Genomic DNA, 16,570 nt, shown 5'->3' with positions numbered 1-16,570 from the left:
TTCACCCTTATCTTTTTATGATTTTTCTCTTTATATAAGTATAATCAAGTATACCAATTAATCCTATTATAATAAAATAGATTATCATTCCTAAAAATACAGCTATTAAACAAGCTATTTTACTACTTATGGTATAATTATAGGCATAGAAGTAAATAAATACAACTGCAATTATCATTATTGTAGATGCAATAAGAGGTTTTATCATAATTTCATAATAATTGATACTTATATTTAAGCTCTTTTTTAGAGCCATCATATTTAATACAGCTGATATTACATAACCAGCTATTGTACCTATAACTGCACCATATATATTTATATTGCTCATAGGAACTAAAATCAATGTAATTACTATTTTAAATATACATCCTATACATAAGTTAACTATAGGTCTTATATACCTTCCTACGCCCTGTAATATAGCTGTACTAGTTTGACACAAAACTATAAATGGTATACTTAGTGCTAAATACTTTAATATTTCATATCCTGCTTCTTGCCCAGGAAATATTAAGTTTAATATAGGTTTAGCCATAAAGTTAAGTCCTAAACAGGAAGGTATGGCTATAACCATAGAAATTTTAATAGCTAATTCTACTTTTTTTAAAACTTCCATTTTTCTATTTAATATATAATCTTCTGCAATTATAGGTACCAACGCTGCACACAAAGATACAGATAATGTTAAAGGCACGTTAACTAAAGTAAATGCTTTCCCTGTTAATTGGCCATATAATATAGTCGATTGTTTGTATGTAAATCCCGCTTCTAATAGTTTCTGTGGCACTAATGCAGAATCTATTAAACTCATGATAGTCCCTACTGCAGATCCTATAGATATAGGAATTGCCATATAAAGTATAGTATTCATTATTTTAAAATTTCTTTTTACCTTTTTTACCCTAAATTCTTTTTTCACACTTAAGTATCTAAAAAAAAGATAAATTCCGCCTAAAAAACCTCCTGCAGCTGCGCCTATAGCTGCTCCTCCCGCTGAATATTCTATCCCCATTGGTAATAGTATATAGGCAAGTCCAACTCCAAATATTACTCTCCCTAACTGCTCTATAACTTGTGATATAGCAGTATAATTCATATTTTGCATTCCTTGAAAAAATCCTCTAAACACACTCATTATAGAAATAAAAAAAGGTGCTAAGGATATTCCTATCAAAGAGTAATAGGATCTTGTATCCCATTTTAAAAATCTTATTATATCTTTTGAAAATAATAAAAGTATAATTGTAAATCCCATCCCCATTATAAGCATAAATATCATAGCCTCTTTTAAAACTGATATTATCCCACCTTCATCTCTTACTGCATTTCTTTCTGATACTAACTTAGAAACTGCTACAGGTATTCCAGATGCAGCTGCTATAAAAAACATATATAGTGGATAGGACATTTGATAGTATCCAATACCTTCATCTCCTATGAGCATTTGTAAGGGCCATCTAAAAAATAATCCTAAAAATTTAGCAATTATTCCTGCACTTCCTAATATAAAAGTTCCCTTTATTAAAGATTGTTTTTTCATAATAATACCTCCGTAATACTACTATCCTATTAGTATTTTAAAAACTGAGTTATTATTACTTTTATTTTTATAATTTTATAGTTTATTAATAAAACCTGTGCCTAAGCACAGGTTCATATTAAGTATATTAAATTATTCTTCCATTTGTTTTCCTAAAAATGATGAAGCAGTTTCTGCAAGTTTCATCTCTAATTCATTAAATTTCTTTCCACCTTCTTTTGATACTATTATTACAGCTCCAACAGTATCTCCTTCAGCTATTATAGGTGATATAACTTGTGCTGAATACTTTTCATCTATATCTTCATCATCATATATAGAAACTGCTTTATTATCATCACCAAAATAAACAGTTTTTCTTTCTTCTATTATTTTTTCTAGATCATAACTTATTTTTTTCTCTAAATATTCTTTTTTAGGGGCTCCACTAATTGATATTATAGTATCTTTATCACAAATCATAACTATATTACCTATGGTTTGCTGAAGGGAATCAGTATACCCTTTTGAAAATTCGCTTAAATCACCTATTGGTGAATATTTTTTTAATATTACTCCACCTTCCCTATCAGTAAATATTTCAAGAGGATCCCCTTCTCTTATTCTCAAAGTTCTTCTTATTTCTTTCGGTATAACAACTCTGCCCAAATCGTCTATTCGTCTAACAATTCCTGTTGCCTTCATTATTTTATTCCTCCTCTAACTAAAAATTAAATATATTAGTATTATTATGTAGTAATATTATCTTTCTATTTATGAAATTTTATGCATAATTGTTATTTACATTTTATATTTTTTCATTTAACTGTAAAATAAACTAGCTTTTTAGAATTTTATTCCAAATAAAAATCATGTGTAATTTATACACATGATTTTTATTTATTATAATAGATTTTTTTCGTAAGTTTTTATCTTAGAAGCTTTTTTCCATTCTTCTATTTTTTTAGTATAAGCTTCCTTTTGCTTTTCCATTTTTAATTCTTTTTTAATATCTTCTTTTACAGCATCATATTTTTTAACTGGATATTCTTTTTTACTATTAATTTTTATAATATGATATCCAAATTGAGTATGAACTGCATTAGAAACCGCGCCTTGTTTAAGTGCTATGGCTGCTTTCATAAATGTAGGATCAAAATTAGCATCATTATAATTTATATCTCCTAATAATCCACCCTTATCTTTAGAACCTGGATCCTGTGATACTTCCTTTGCTACCTTTGCAAAATCTTCTTTTGAATCTAATCTCTTTTTAACTTTTTTAGCTTCATCTTCTGTTTTAACTAATATATGTGATACATTCATAGTATTTGGCTTTTCTGTGAACATACTTTGATTTTCATTATAATACTTCTTGGCATCTTTATCTTCAACTTTTACATCCTTTGTAGCTTCATTTATAACTTTTTCTATTATTATTTGGCTTTTTAAGTATTCTTTTAAAGTTTCTTTAGTAAATCCTGTAGATTTTAAAGTTTCTTCAAATTTCTTTTCATCATTATTATATACTGCCTTTATTTCATTAAATTTTTTATCTACTTCTTTGTTTAATTCCTCATCCTTTGGAATAACTTTTAATTCTTTACCTTTTTGTAATAAAACTTTTTCTGTTATAAGCTCATCCAAGATTTGTGACTTTTGTTCCTTTAGAACCTCTTTTCCTTGTTCACTTTTTTCAAATTCTTCACCATACTGCATTTTCATTTGATTAACTACTTGTTTAAGTCTAGGATTTTCCTCTAAATCTTTTCTCTGAATCTTTTCTCCATTTACTTTAGCTATAGTACTTTTAGCTTTTGCTTCTGGTGTTTTTTCTACCATATCACAAGCTGTGAATGTTAAAATAAATATTCCTAAACACAATACGCTTAATAATTTTTTTGCATTTTTCACCCTATATTCCTCCACTCTTAACATTTTATTTTGCACAATTAAAGTAATTTTACCACATAAATAACAATACTACAAAATCTTCATTTATTCATTGTTCTCCACTATATATTCTAAAAAATCTTTTATAACTGAAAGGACCTGTTCTTTCTTTATATTCTTTATACTATAACCTATAGCAGGCTTTTCACTTAATTTAAATGCTACTTGCTTTGAATACTTATCCATTATAATCTTCACAATTTTTTCTTTTAAGCTACTCTTGTCTTCAAATTGAAAAACAACTTCATTTGAAATTTCTTTTATTTCTTCTACATCAAGTTTTTTACCTAAGCTTCTTATATAAGATATATTCATTAAATTATAAACAGATATTGGAATATCTGAAAATCTATCCTCTAATTCCTCTTCTATATCCATAAACTCTTCTTTAGAATCTATAGATGCAATCTTTTTATACACTTCTATCTTTTGTGTTTCATCTTTTATATAAGTATTTGGGATATAAGCATCTATTTTTAACTCTACTGAAGTTTCTACTGGCTCTTTATCTATATCACCTCTAACTAACTTTATAGTATCCTCAAGCATTCTGCAATAAAGATCATAGCCTATAGAAGCCATATGTCCATGTTGAGCAGAGCCCATCATATTACCTGCTCCTCTTATTTCTAAATCCTTTAAGGCTATCTTAAAGCCTGAACCTAATTCTGTGAAATCCTTTATGGCTTTTAATCGTTTTTCTGCTACTTCTGTAAGTATCTTATCTCTTTTATAAGTTAAGTAGCAATATGCCATTCTATTTGTTCTACCTACTCTTCCTCTTAATTGATATAGCTGAGATAGTCCCATTTTATCTGCATCATATATAATCATAGTGTTAACATTTTTTATATCCATGCCTGTTTCTATTATTGTTGTAGCTACTAATATATCAAATTTATTTTCTGTGAAGTCTAATACTACGTTCTCTAACTCTTTTTCTTTCATTTGTCCATGGGCTATCTGAACTCTTCCTTCTGGTACTAGTTTTGATATATATGACGCCATCTCATGGATACTCTCAACTCTATTATATACAAAATAAATTTGTCCACCTCTACTAATTTCCCTTAATATGGAATCTCTTATCAATTGATCATTATACTCTACTACATAAGTTTGAACAGGATATCTTTCCTCTGGAGGAGTTTCTATAACACTTATATCTCTAACACCTACTAATGACATATGTAAAGTCCTAGGTATAGGGGTAGCACTTAGAGTCAAGACATCCACATTTTTCTTTAAATTCTTCATTTTTTCTTTATGCTTTACTCCAAATCTTTGTTCCTCATCTATTATTAATAATCCTAAATCCTTAAATTTTATATCCTTTTGAAGAATTCTATGAGTTCCTATTAATATATCTACATTTCCTTCTTTAATGGACTTTATAGTAGCCTTTTGCTCGGATAAAGTTCTAAATCTACTTATAACATCAACTGTTACAGGGAAATCCGAAAATCTTTGTTTGAAATTATTATAATGTTGTTGAGCTAATATGGTAGTAGGAACTAAAAATGCTACCTGTTTCCCATCCATAACTGCCTTAAAGGCCGCCCTTATAGCAACTTCAGTTTTACCATAACCTACGTCTCCGCATAAGAGTCTATCCATAGGTTTTGGTGATTCCATATCCCTTTTTATATCCTCTATAGCCAACACTTGATCCGGTGTTTCTTCATAAGGAAATTCTTCTTCAAATTGCTTTTGCCATACTGTATCATCAGAATATTTATAACCTTTTAGGGTAGCTCTTATAGCATATAATTTTACTAAATCCTCTGCAATTTCTTCTATGGACTTTTTAACCTTATTTTTAGTTTTAGTCCATTCTGAACTTCCTAGCTTATTTACTTTAGGTTTTTTACCCTCACTGCCTATATATCTTTGCACCATATCCAACTGTTCTACTGGTACATAAAGCTTATCATCTGAATGATATATTAACTCTAAATAATCCTTTTTGTTCCCTTGTAATTCTAATTGCTTTATACCTTTAAATACCCCAATACCATGGTTAGCATGAACTACAAAATCTCCCGGTTTAAGCTCAGTAAAACTTTTAATTTTCCCTGTTCCTTTTTTATTCTGTTTCTTTTTCCCCTTCTTTTTAAATTGTCCGAATATATCCTTGTCAGATATAACACTTAATTTTATATCATAATACTGAAATCCGTTTGTTTGATTTCCAAAAGTTATAACCACTTCTCCGGGTTTAATTTCTCTTACTATATCCTTATATGAACTCTCTACTCCCATGTCTCTAAGATGATTTACTAATCTTTCTCCTCTACTCCTAGTTCCCGATAAAATTAGTATTTTATATTTCTCTTTTTTCTTTTCTTTTATATCCTCTATCAAAAATTCAATTTTACCATTATAACCTTGTAGAGTTGTTTGATTAAATGTTACAACAGACTTAGGCTTTAATTTATCTATAGTTTTTTTTATGTTTTCTATAGTAATTATTTTTTTGTATTCTAACTGTTCGATTATTCTTTCCTTATCATAAACAATTTCAGCCTGTTTAGGTAATATATATCCTTTTTCTAAAAATTTATCATAATCTTCATTAAACTCTAAATAAGTACTATCTAACTTACCTAAGCATCGTTTAACATCATCTATAACAATAAAAGAATCTTCTATATAATCTAATAAGCTGTTAGTTTTTGTGTAGAAATAAGGAAGAAAAGTATCTATATTTTCAAAAGACCAGCTTTCATTTAACTGCTCTAAATTACTGTTTATTATACTTTGTATCTTCTCTTTGTCCTCCTTTTTACTTAAATTACCAACCAATTTATCTAAATCAGCTTTTATATTTTTTAGTCCTAAGTTTATATTTTCTTCTTCAAGTATAATTTCTTTAGCTGGGAATATACTTATACTATTAACTTTTTCAATACTTCTTTGAGAGTTTACATTAAAGTTTCTTATAGAATCTACCTCATCACCAAAAAATTCCAATCTATAGGGTTCTGATGAAATAGGAGGATATATATCTATTATCCCTCCTCTTACAGAGAACTCTCCTTTATTCTCTACTATATCTACTCTTTCATATCCGCTTTTTACTAATTTTTCTTCCAATGACTTGGTTTCTATAATATCTCCAACAGACATTTTGAATGTATACTTTATATATAACTCTTTAGGTATATATGTAGCACCTAAAGATTCTATACACGTAACTATTATTTTCTTTTTAGTACTTAGAACCTCATTTATAACTTTAAGTCTTTCCCATCTTAAATCTCCTGATATGGCATAAATATTATAAAATACAACTTCTTTAGTAGGTAAATAATATACCTCCGTTGTATATAAACTTAAATCTTCATATATTCTCCTAGCTTCCACATCACTATGAGTAAAAATTACTAAAGATTTATCTACATTAGCAAATATACTACTAATAAAATAATTTTTGCCAGAATCCGCTAATCCATATGTGCCTATAGGAAATTTATTTAAATTTATATTGTTTAATAAATTTTTAAAATCTTCATTTGAACTCAAAGGTGATACTAAACCTTCTAGCCTCATATTAACAACCACCCTATAATTATTGTTTTATACTTCTATTTTTACTCCATTGTACTTATTCATAGCCTCTGTCACTCCATCTTCTACTATACTTATACATGCTTTGACTGACATAGCTAGTGTTTTTTCTATAATTTCTCTTTGTTCTTTTGAAAATTTTCCCAAAACATAGTTTACTACATTTCCATCAGGCTGTCCAATGCCTACTCTAACCCTTGGAAAAATATCTGAATTTAAATGTTGTATAATATTTTTTATACCATTATGTCCACCTGCACTTCCCTTGCCTCTAATTCTTAATTTTCCTATATCTATACTCATATCATCATATATTACTATTATATTTTCTTTATTTATTTTATAAAAATTAGCTGCTTCTATAACGCTTTCTCCACTTAAATTCATATATGTACTAGGTTTTAATAATATTACCTTTTCATTGCCTATTCTTCCTTCCCCATAACTCCCTTTAAATTTTTGCCTATTTATTTCAATATTATACTCCTCAGCTATAATGTCAATTGCATCAAAACCTATATTATGCCTAGTCTTTTTATATTCTTCTCCTATATTTCCTAATCCAACTACTAAATACATACCTTCACTCCTAATTATAATATTAATATCACCAAAGAATATTATACTACAATAAATAATAAAGAGACTTATCAGGTCTCTTTATTATTTATTGTATATTACATTTTACCTATTACTTTCTTTCATTTCAGATAATATTATATTAATTTCTTTATATTTACTATTTCTTAATATTTTAGCCTTTACCGTATCTCCAACTTTATGAGTATCTAGTATGTCTGCTAAATCTTCAAATTTAGTAACTTTTTTACCATCTAACTCTACTATTATGTCTGTAGGCTTAATCCCTGCTGCAGCTGCTCCAGAACCTTGAACTACCTCTGCCACATATGCCCCAGATACTCCAGTTTGTTCTGAAGATATGGTTTTACCAGCTACGCCTAAATAAGGCCTTGATACTTTACCATAATCCATTAGAGATTTTATTATATCTTTAGCTTCATTTATAGAAATAGCAAATCCTATTCCCTCTGCTTTTTCTTTTAAACTATTAATTCCTATAATCTCCCCTGCATCATTACACAAAGCACCACCACTATTCCCTGGATTTATAGCTGCATCGGTTTGTATCAATTTATACACAGCTCCTGCATATTGAATTTTTCTATTTGTAGCGCTAACTATACCTGCTGTAACTGTTCCTGCAAATTCTTCTCCTAGCGGATTCCCAATTGCTATAGCCACATCTCCTACTTTAACTTTTGATGAATCACCAAATTTGGCTACTGGTAAATTTTTAGCATCAACTTTTATAACAGCTAAATCAGATCTACGATCTGTTCCTACTAAAGAAGCATTTAAAACTTTTCCTGTAGATAATTTTATTGTTATCTTTTGTGCTCCATCTATTACATGATTATTGGTTACAATGTATCCATTAGGATCAAATATTATCCCTGAACCTGACCCCTGATCTTCTTGACCAAAATATCCCTCTGTTTTATTACTAATACCTACTACTGCTGGACCTACACTTTCAGCAACTTTGGTTATAGAATTCTTAGGCAATTGTTCATTTTTATTTTCTTTTTCATTTTTTTCACTTTTTTGTTCGAATAAGGACTGATTAGTGGGATTGTATGGATTCTTTTCTAATTTTTTATCTATAATATAGGAAGCTGTTACTCCACCACATAAAGCTGATACTATAATTATAAGCATAATAAATAGTATGTTTTTCATCCTTCTTCTTTTTCTACTTTTTTTAAAATTTATTTCACCATATGGTTCAGCATTTAAACCATTCTCTCCAACATTATTTAAATTATCTCTATCCATATTTAACCTCCGCTCTTTAGTTTAAATTTAACAATTATGCTCTCTTTATGGTAAAATTAAAAGTTACCCCTCCTTCTGGACTATTATTAACCCAAATATCTTCCCCGTGTTGTGTTAAAATACTTCTTACAATAGATAACCCTAGTCCAGTACTAACTTTAGATGATCGAGCTTTATCTGCTTTATAAAATCTGTCCCATATATGTTTTATATCTTCATCAGATATAACCGGGCCATCATTAAATATAGAAACTATAACTTTGCTTCCCTTGATTTTTGTATTTAATTTTACATTTCCACCCTCATTAGCATATTTGATTGCATTATCTAATACATTTATTACAACCTGTGTTAACCTGTCTTTATCAGCAATAACATATACTTTGTCATCTTCTAAACTTACATTGACTTTTAATTTTTTATCTCTTATTTTTGTCTCAAATTTTATTACACTAGTTCTTATAATCTCATTTAAGTCTATTTCTTCTAAATTTAATTTTAAATGCCCTTCTTCAATGGCAGATAGATCTAATAAATCATTTATAAGTCTTGTAAGCCTTTGAGTTTCTTCATAGGTTAATTTCAGATAATAATCTTGCTTTTCCGCTGGAACTATTCCGTCTAATATTCCACCAATAAATCCTTTTATTGATGTAATGGGTGATCTTATTTCATGAGAAACATTTGAAATAAACAATCTTCTATTGATTTCCACCTGTTCTATAGCCTCTGCCATAGAGTTAAAGGAAGAGGCTAGATCCCCTATTTCATCATCTGACTCTATATATACCCTTTTTCCTACTTCTCCTTTAGATATTTTATCAGCTACATAATTAATCTGTGCAAGTGGTCTTATAATTATCCTTTGAGAAAAATAATATATTACTATGCAGGATATTATTATGGCAAAAATAGCTGATATCCAGATTATATTATAAACTTTTTTTAATGGATCTTTTATTTCATCTATAGATGTATGCATTATTATAGCTCCACTAAATACTCCTTTATAAAAGATAGGCACTTCAAAAGTGTGTACAGGGGTTGAAAAAGCTGATTTATACTGGCCTTTATTTTCTAAATTATTTCCTCTCCTTAACTCTTCTAATTCATCAGTTAAAACCTGTACGCCTACTAAATTTTTATGCTTGGGGTTAGATACAGCATAAACATATCCATACTTATCAGTAATCCATATGTTTACAGATAAATAATTACTAATATAATTTATTACTTCATTAATTTTTTCAGATGGTATACTTCCTTCTACATACCTAACTGCTGCATTTCCTATAAACTGAGATTCTGTAATAAGCTGATTCTTCCTTTGATCAAAATAGTAACTCTCAAACCAATAGGATAAAAACGCTGCTATAATTATAAAACTTACAGATATTATTATGGTAAATGTAGCTACAAGTTTAGCAAATAAGCCTTTTTTCATTTATTTCACCTCAAATTTGTAACCTACACCCCAAACAGTTTCTATTTCCCAATTAGGTCCTCCCTCTAGTTTTTCTCTTAGCCTTTTTATGTGAACATCTACTGTTCTTGAATCTCCTGGATAATCATATCCCCATACTTCACACAATAATTGCTCCCTAGTAAATACCCTGTTTTTATTTTTTGCTAAATAATATAAAAGTTCAAATTCTTTTGGTGGCATTTTTATTTCCTTATTTTTATAAACCACTGTATAAGAATTAACATCTACTGTTAACTGTTCAAAATTTAATGCTTCCTTATTTTCATTATCCACATTATATCTTCTCAGTACAGCTTTAACTCTTGCTAATAATTCTTTAGGCTCAAAAGGTTTTACTATATAATCATCTGCCCCTAGTTCTAAAGCTAATACCTTGTCAAAAGTGTCTCCCTTTGCTGTTAACATTATTATAGGTATTGTACTGTCTTTTCTTATCCATTTAAGTACATCAACTCCATCTATATGTGGAAGCATTATATCTAATAAAACTAAATCTGGTTTATACTCTAAAAATCCTTCTTGAGCTTCTTTCCCATCATAACAAACTCTTGTATCATATCCTGAATTCTCCAAATACATCTTTATTACTTCGGCTATATTTTCATCATCATCTACAACAAGAACTTTTCCTATTTTCCCTTCCATTGGTATATCCTCCTTTTAACTTTATATATTATATATTATCTCTATATAATACATATTTAATTTATCATATTATTTAAAATAAAAATAAATAATTCTTCAAAATTTACAAATAGTTAACTATATAAATAAAGTACCCATAGAAAATAAATTCTATGGGTACTTTATTTATATGTATTGATTAATCTTCAAATATTTTACTTACAGATGTATCTTCATATATTCTCTTAATTGCTTCTGCAAATACAGGCGCAACTGATAAAACTTTAAATTTATCTAAAGTTTTTTCTTCTGGTAAATCTATAGTGTTTAACATAACTAATTCTTTTATTACTGAATTTTCTATTCTTTCTATAGCTGGTCCAGATAAAACAGCATGAGTGCAACAAGCATAAACTTCTTTAGCTCCCATTTCTATTAAAGCATTAGCTCCATTAGTTATAGTTCCCGCTGTATCTATCATATCATCAACTAATATAACAGTCTTATCTTTTATATCTCCTATTATATTCATTACTTCTGATACATTTGCTTTAGGTCTTCTCTTATCTATAATAGCTATTGGACAATGTAGCTTATCAGCAAATTTTCTAGCTCTAGTTACACTTCCTAAATCTGGAGATACTACAACTATATCATCCCTATCTTCAAATCCTTTTTGTACAAAATACTTTGCAAGTATTGGTGAGCCTAGTAAATGATCTAATGGAATGTTAAAATATCCTTGAATTTGAGAAGCATGTAAATCCATTGTTAGTACTCTATCTGCTCCTGCTGCTGTTAAAAGATCTGCAACTAATTTAGCTGTTATTGGATCTCTAGCCTTAGCTTTTCTGTCTTGTCTTGCATATCCATAGTAAGGAACAACTGCTGTTATTCTTCCTGCTGAAGCCCTCTTAAATGCATCAATCATTATTAAAAGTTCCATTAAGTTATCATTAACTGGTTCATTAGTTGATTGTACAATAAATAGATCTGTTCCTCTAACTGTTTCATTAATATTAACAGATATTTCCCCATCACTAAATGTTCCTACTTGTGACTCACCTACAGTAGTTCCTAAAATATTAGCGATATCTTGAGCTAATTTTGGGTGAGAATTACCTGAAAAAATTTTAATACCTTTTCCATGGGTTATCATTATATAGTCCTCCTTAAATTTTATTTCTTTAATAATCCTTTTTTATCTAACCAGCCTTCTTTATTGATCTGCTTTGATCTAGCAATTGCTAAAGCTCCTTCTGGTACTTCCCTAGTAATTGTAGATCCTGCTGCAATATATGTATTGTCATTAACTTTAACTGGAGAAATCAAATTTGTGTTACATCCTATAAAAGAATTGTTGCCAATAATAGTTTTTTGTTTCTTTTGTCCATCATAATTTACTACTACAGTTCCACATCCAAAATTGCACTTACTTCCTACTTCTGCATCTCCTATATAAGTAAGGTGTGATACCTTTGTGTTGTCTCCAATAGTTGATTTTTTTATTTCTACAAAATCCCCTATTCTTGCAGATTTACCTATTTTAGTTTCTGGCCTTATATAAGCAAACGGTCCTACAGTAGTACCTTCTCCTACATGACTTTCTAATATAACAGAGTTTTCAACTGTAACTCCTGATTCTATTACACTATTACATATTCTTGAATTAGAATATAACGTGCATTCTTCTTTTATTGTTGTGTTTCCCTGAATAACACATCCTGGATATATTATAGTATCATGTCCTATTTCTACATCAACATCTATATATGTACTTCCACAGTCTATAAATGTTACTCCATTTACCATATGTTTATAATTTATTCTTTTTCTCATAACTGTTTCTGCTTCTGAAAGTTGTACTCTTGAATTTACACCCATGATTTCTTCATAAGGTACAACTATAGCGCCAACTTTCTCTTCAGATTTTTTTATTATTTCTATAACATCTGTTAAATAATATTCTCCTTGAGAATTATCATTGTTAAGACTTTTTAAACTAGTTAATAAGACTTCTATATCAAAACAATACATTCCACTATTAATTTCATTTACATTAAGTTCCTCTTCATTACAATCTTTGTGTTCAACTATCTTCTTTACTTCTCCAGATGCTTCTCTTATAATTCGTCCATATCCTGTTGGATCTTGTACAGTAGAAGAAATTAAAGTAGCTGCAAATTCCCCATTATTATGAAATTTAAACAACTCCTGTATAGTCTCATTAGTAATTAAAGGGGCATCTCCTGTAAATATAGCCACTGTACCTTTTTTATCTGTTAAAAATTCTTCTGCACAAATAACAGCATGACCAGTTCCTAGTTGTTCTTCTTGCATAGAATAAGTAACATTTCTATCCTTTGTATGTTCTTTAACTGTTTCTGATCCTTTTCCTATTACCAAATTTACATCTTTTATATTAGCTTTTCTAACGTTATCAATGACGTGATTTACCATTTCTTTTCCACAAACCTTGTGTACGACTTTGGGCATAGAAGATTTCATTCTTTTTCCTTTGCCTGCAGCCAATATTATAGCACAATTATACATTATAGCACCTCTTTATGGTTTAATTATGATATATTTTTATTTTATTTAATAAAACATCTTATAATATTATATTTTATATAAAAATTATTTTCAACCTATTACCATATTTTTAGAATAATTCAAAAATAAAAAAGGAGCTTATAAGCTCCTTTTTTGGATATTTTATTCTTGAACTTTTTCAGAAGATTCTTCTTCCATTTTTGCTCTCTCGTATTCTTCGATTATAGACTTTTGAATTTTCTCTCTAGTTTCAGTATTAATTGGGTGTGCTATATCCTTATATTCACCATCTGGTGTTTTTCTACTAGGCATAGCAATAAAAAGTCCATTTTGACCCTCTATAACCTTTATATCATGAACTACAAACTCATTATCAAAGGTTACTGAAACTATAGCTTTCATTTTTCCTTCTGCTGCAATTTTTCTAACACGTACATCTGTAATTTGCATAATTCCACCTCCAAGATGCTATGTATATACATACATATTCTCTAAATTTTATGTTTTTCCTTCTGTATTTTCAAAAAAATATTAAATTTTTTGAAAATTACATTATCTGAATAATTTAGATGGCTTAACTACTATATTCCCATTATCATCAAACCCATTAAAATCTATTATAGAAAAATAATCATTTACTAATTTTTTAGTTATATCTGTATTATCTATCAATACGCCAATTCCTAATAATTCACTTTCAAACTCTTTAAGTAAATTAATTATTCCAAGTGCTGTTCCTCCAGCTTTCATAAAATCATCAATAAAAATGCATTTACTATTCCTTTTTATTGCATCTTTTGATACATACATATTTTGTACCCTTCCACTAGATCCTGATACATAATTTATACTTAATGTTGAACCTTCTGTAAGTTTATTTTCACGACGAACAACCACAAGTTGAACGCCTAATAAATTAGCTACTTCATAAGCTAATGGTATCCCCTTTGTTTCAACGGTAACAACATAGTCTATATGTTTTCCTGAAAAAAAAGAAGAAAGTATATTAGCTGCTTGTTTTATTATTTGAGGATTGCACATTATATCTGTAACATATAAAAAGTTTCCTGGTATTATTCTGTCCTTTTTGCTCAAATTTATACATAGTTTCTCAGCAAAGTCTTTACTTTTATCTTCTGATATGCCATTTATAAATTTTACTCCTCCAGCTGCCCCTGATATGGTTTCTACTTTTCCCATATTCATTTTGTTTAATATATCCTTTACTACAAATAAATCTTCACTTATGGTAGATTTTGCAGCATTAAAGAGTTCCGTAAAATTATTTAAATTTATAATTTTATTTGGATTCTCCGTTAATATTTTCATAATAATAGCTATTCGTTGATTTCTTGTAAATTTATCCATATTATCACCTATCTAAAATGTTATTTCACGAATTATTTTTAATTTATTATTCTTATTATTCTCATTTTAAGATAAATATGTAACAATATCAACAACTTAAATTAAAATTTAAAATAAAACATTCTACTTTAATGTGTTTTTTTGTTTTGTTTTTGTATATAATTATCTAATATAACTAATATTTGAGGAGTTGATCTGGGTGTCATTTGATTTTATAAAAGATAAAAATAAACATATACATTTTATAGGTATAGGTGGAATAAGTATGAGTGGGTTAGCAGAAATACTACTTTATCATAATTTTACTATATCTGGTTCAGATATGAATTCATCACCTATAACTGAAAAATTAAAAGAAAAAGGTGCAAATATATATATTGGTCATAAAAAAGAAAATATAAAGAATGCTGATTTAATAGTATATACTGCTGCTATTGCTTCTGATAACCCTGAAATAATAGAAGCCAAAGAAAAAAATATTAAATTAATGGATAGAGCAGACTTTTTAGGTGACTTAATGAAAGGCTACAAATATAATGTTGCCATATCTGGAACTCATGGTAAAACAACTACAACTTCTATGTTATCTCATGTAGCATTAAAAGCTAATGTTGACCCAACTATTTTAGTAGGTGGTAATTTAGATATAATAAATGGTAATGTAAGAGTAGGTAAAAGTGACTTCTTTATAACAGAAGCTTGTGAGTACAAATCCTCATTCCTTAAATTCTTCCCATATATTGGGGTCATTTTAAACATAGATGCAGATCATTTAGATTACTATAAAGATTTAGATGACATAAAAAATGCTTTTTCAAAATTTATTAAATTAATTCCTAAGGATGGTTATCTTATAGCTTATGGAGAAGATAAAAATATACAAAGCATTATAAAAGAAGCTAACTGTAACGTTATAACCTATGGTATAAACTCAGGAGATATACAAGCTCATAATATAGAATATGATGAAAAAGCTTGTGGAAGTTTTGATGTAGTTAAAAATAAACAAAAATTATTTTCAGTAAAGCTAAATGTTCCTGGAAAACATAATATACTAAATTCTCTAGCTAGTATATGTATTGGATTAGCTTCAAATATGAAAAATGAGGATATAATTGAAGGTATTGAAAGTTTTTTTGGGACTCATAGAAGATTTGAACTAAAAGGCTGTAAAAATAATATTACTGTAATAGATGATTATGCTCATCATCCTACAGAAATATCTGCTACATTAGATGCAGCTAAAAAATATCCTCACAATAAAATGTTCTGTGTTTTTCAGCCACATACTTATTCAAGAACATTAACCTTATTTGATGACTTTACTAAATGCTTTGACAATGCAGATGAAATTATTTTAGCTGATATATATGCTGCTAGAGAAAAGGACACTGGTATTATAAATTCAGATATGTTGGGAGATAAACTAAGAGAGCGCGGATTAAAATGTACTAACTTTCATAAATTTGATGATATAAAAAATTATCTTATAGAAAATGCTAAAACTGGTGACTTAATATTAACTGTTGGAGCTGGAGATATATATAAAGTAGGAGAAATGTATATTAATTTATAAAACTATGCTTAAAACATCTTCCTTTGGGAAATACTATTTTTAAAATCCATCGGGAGGTGTT

The 16,570-nt window shown here is 28.4% G+C and carries 13 protein-coding genes; 1 reads left to right on the top strand and 12 read right to left on the bottom strand.

The window, feature by feature from the left end:
• Positions 1-7: 7 nt before the first annotated feature.
• The 12 genes from ACYUDJ_RS19495 to purR all read right to left on the bottom strand — a co-directional run bounded on the left by ACYUDJ_RS19495 (position 8) and on the right by purR (position 14,933).
• Entirely contained in the window at positions 8-1,543 is a 1,536-nt protein-coding gene (locus ACYUDJ_RS19495) for a putative polysaccharide biosynthesis protein (protein ID WP_003488226.1), read from the bottom strand.
• Between the two features lie 132 nt (positions 1,544-1,675).
• Positions 1,676-2,227 carry a stage V sporulation protein T gene (spoVT, locus tag ACYUDJ_RS19490; protein WP_003488225.1) on the bottom strand — a complete coding sequence of 184 codons (552 nt, stop codon included), beginning with the start codon at positions 2,225-2,227 and terminating at the stop codon, positions 1,676-1,678.
• Positions 2,228-2,425: 198 nt separating this feature from the next.
• Positions 2,426-3,436, bottom strand: a complete 1,011-nt coding sequence (locus ACYUDJ_RS19485; protein ID WP_042386058.1) for a peptidylprolyl isomerase — start codon at positions 3,434-3,436, stop codon at positions 2,426-2,428.
• A gap of 84 nt (positions 3,437-3,520) precedes the next feature.
• A complete protein-coding gene (gene mfd / locus ACYUDJ_RS19480) occupies positions 3,521-7,027 on the bottom strand; it encodes a transcription-repair coupling factor (protein WP_042386055.1) in 3,507 nt (1,168 codons plus the stop codon).
• Between the two features lie 27 nt (positions 7,028-7,054).
• Positions 7,055-7,624: an aminoacyl-tRNA hydrolase gene (pth, locus tag ACYUDJ_RS19475; protein WP_003488220.1), complete on the bottom strand. Its 570-nt coding sequence runs from the start codon at positions 7,622-7,624 to the stop codon at positions 7,055-7,057.
• Between the two features lie 105 nt (positions 7,625-7,729).
• Positions 7,730-8,902 carry a S1C family serine protease gene (locus ACYUDJ_RS19470; RefSeq protein WP_003488218.1) on the bottom strand — a complete coding sequence of 391 codons (1,173 nt, stop codon included), beginning with the start codon at positions 8,900-8,902 and terminating at the stop codon, positions 7,730-7,732.
• Positions 8,903-8,936: 34 nt separating this feature from the next.
• Positions 8,937-10,346 carry a sensor histidine kinase gene (locus tag ACYUDJ_RS19465; RefSeq protein ID WP_460289933.1) on the bottom strand — a complete coding sequence of 470 codons (1,410 nt, stop codon included), beginning with the start codon at positions 10,344-10,346 and terminating at the stop codon, positions 8,937-8,939.
• Positions 10,347-11,033 carry a response regulator transcription factor gene (locus tag ACYUDJ_RS19460; protein WP_003488214.1) on the bottom strand — a complete coding sequence of 229 codons (687 nt, stop codon included), beginning with the start codon at positions 11,031-11,033 and terminating at the stop codon, positions 10,347-10,349. It abuts the gene before it with no gap.
• Positions 11,034-11,211: 178 nt separating this feature from the next.
• Positions 11,212-12,171, bottom strand: coding sequence for a ribose-phosphate diphosphokinase (locus ACYUDJ_RS19455; protein WP_003488213.1), 960 nt, complete (start codon positions 12,169-12,171; stop codon positions 11,212-11,214).
• Positions 12,172-12,191: 20 nt separating this feature from the next.
• Positions 12,192-13,565, bottom strand: a complete 1,374-nt coding sequence (gene glmU / locus ACYUDJ_RS19450; RefSeq protein ID WP_003488211.1) for a bifunctional UDP-N-acetylglucosamine diphosphorylase/glucosamine-1-phosphate N-acetyltransferase GlmU — start codon at positions 13,563-13,565, stop codon at positions 12,192-12,194.
• A gap of 162 nt (positions 13,566-13,727) precedes the next feature.
• Complete coding sequence (gene spoVG / locus ACYUDJ_RS19445) at positions 13,728-14,015, bottom strand: septation regulator SpoVG (RefSeq protein WP_003359319.1); 288 nt, start codon at positions 14,013-14,015, stop codon at positions 13,728-13,730.
• Positions 14,016-14,117: 102 nt separating this feature from the next.
• On the bottom strand, positions 14,118-14,933 hold the full coding sequence (purR, locus tag ACYUDJ_RS19440; protein ID WP_003488209.1) for a pur operon repressor: 816 nt from the start codon (positions 14,931-14,933) through the stop codon (positions 14,118-14,120).
• A gap of 199 nt (positions 14,934-15,132) precedes the next feature.
• On the opposite strand from purR, the gene murC reads away from it, so the two are divergent.
• Complete coding sequence (gene murC, locus ACYUDJ_RS19435) at positions 15,133-16,509, top strand: UDP-N-acetylmuramate--L-alanine ligase (RefSeq protein WP_003488207.1); 1,377 nt, start codon at positions 15,133-15,135, stop codon at positions 16,507-16,509.
• Positions 16,510-16,570 lie beyond the last annotated feature (61 nt).

Source organism: Clostridium sp. CTA-6 (assembly GCF_054768115.1).
This window is presented reverse-complemented; position numbering and strand designations above follow the sequence as displayed.

Bases quoted from the DNA above. Each gene is read 5' to 3' on its own strand.
- ACYUDJ_RS19495 (WP_003488226.1), bottom strand. From the start codon at position 1,543: ATGAAAAAACAATCTTTAATAAAGGGAACTTTTATATTAGGAAGTGCA.
- spoVT (WP_003488225.1), bottom strand. From the start codon at position 2,227: ATGAAGGCAACAGGAATTGTTAGACGAATAGACGATTTGGGCAGAGTT.
- mfd (WP_042386055.1), bottom strand. From the start codon at position 7,027: ATGAGGCTAGAAGGTTTAGTATCACCTTTGAGTTCAAATGAAGATTTT.
- pth (WP_003488220.1), bottom strand. From the start codon at position 7,624: ATGTATTTAGTAGTTGGATTAGGAAATATAGGAGAAGAATATAAAAAG.
- ACYUDJ_RS19470 (WP_003488218.1), bottom strand. From the start codon at position 8,902: ATGGATAGAGATAATTTAAATAATGTTGGAGAGAATGGTTTAAATGCT.
- ACYUDJ_RS19465 (WP_460289933.1), bottom strand. From the start codon at position 10,346: ATGAAAAAAGGCTTATTTGCTAAACTTGTAGCTACATTTACCATAATA.
- ACYUDJ_RS19460 (WP_003488214.1), bottom strand. From the start codon at position 11,033: ATGGAAGGGAAAATAGGAAAAGTTCTTGTTGTAGATGATGATGAAAAT.
- ACYUDJ_RS19455 (WP_003488213.1), bottom strand. From the start codon at position 12,171: ATGATAACCCATGGAAAAGGTATTAAAATTTTTTCAGGTAATTCTCAC.
- glmU (WP_003488211.1), bottom strand. From the start codon at position 13,565: ATGTATAATTGTGCTATAATATTGGCTGCAGGCAAAGGAAAAAGAATG.
- spoVG (WP_003359319.1), bottom strand. From the start codon at position 14,015: ATGCAAATTACAGATGTACGTGTTAGAAAAATTGCAGCAGAAGGAAAA.
- purR (WP_003488209.1), bottom strand. From the start codon at position 14,933: ATGGATAAATTTACAAGAAATCAACGAATAGCTATTATTATGAAAATA.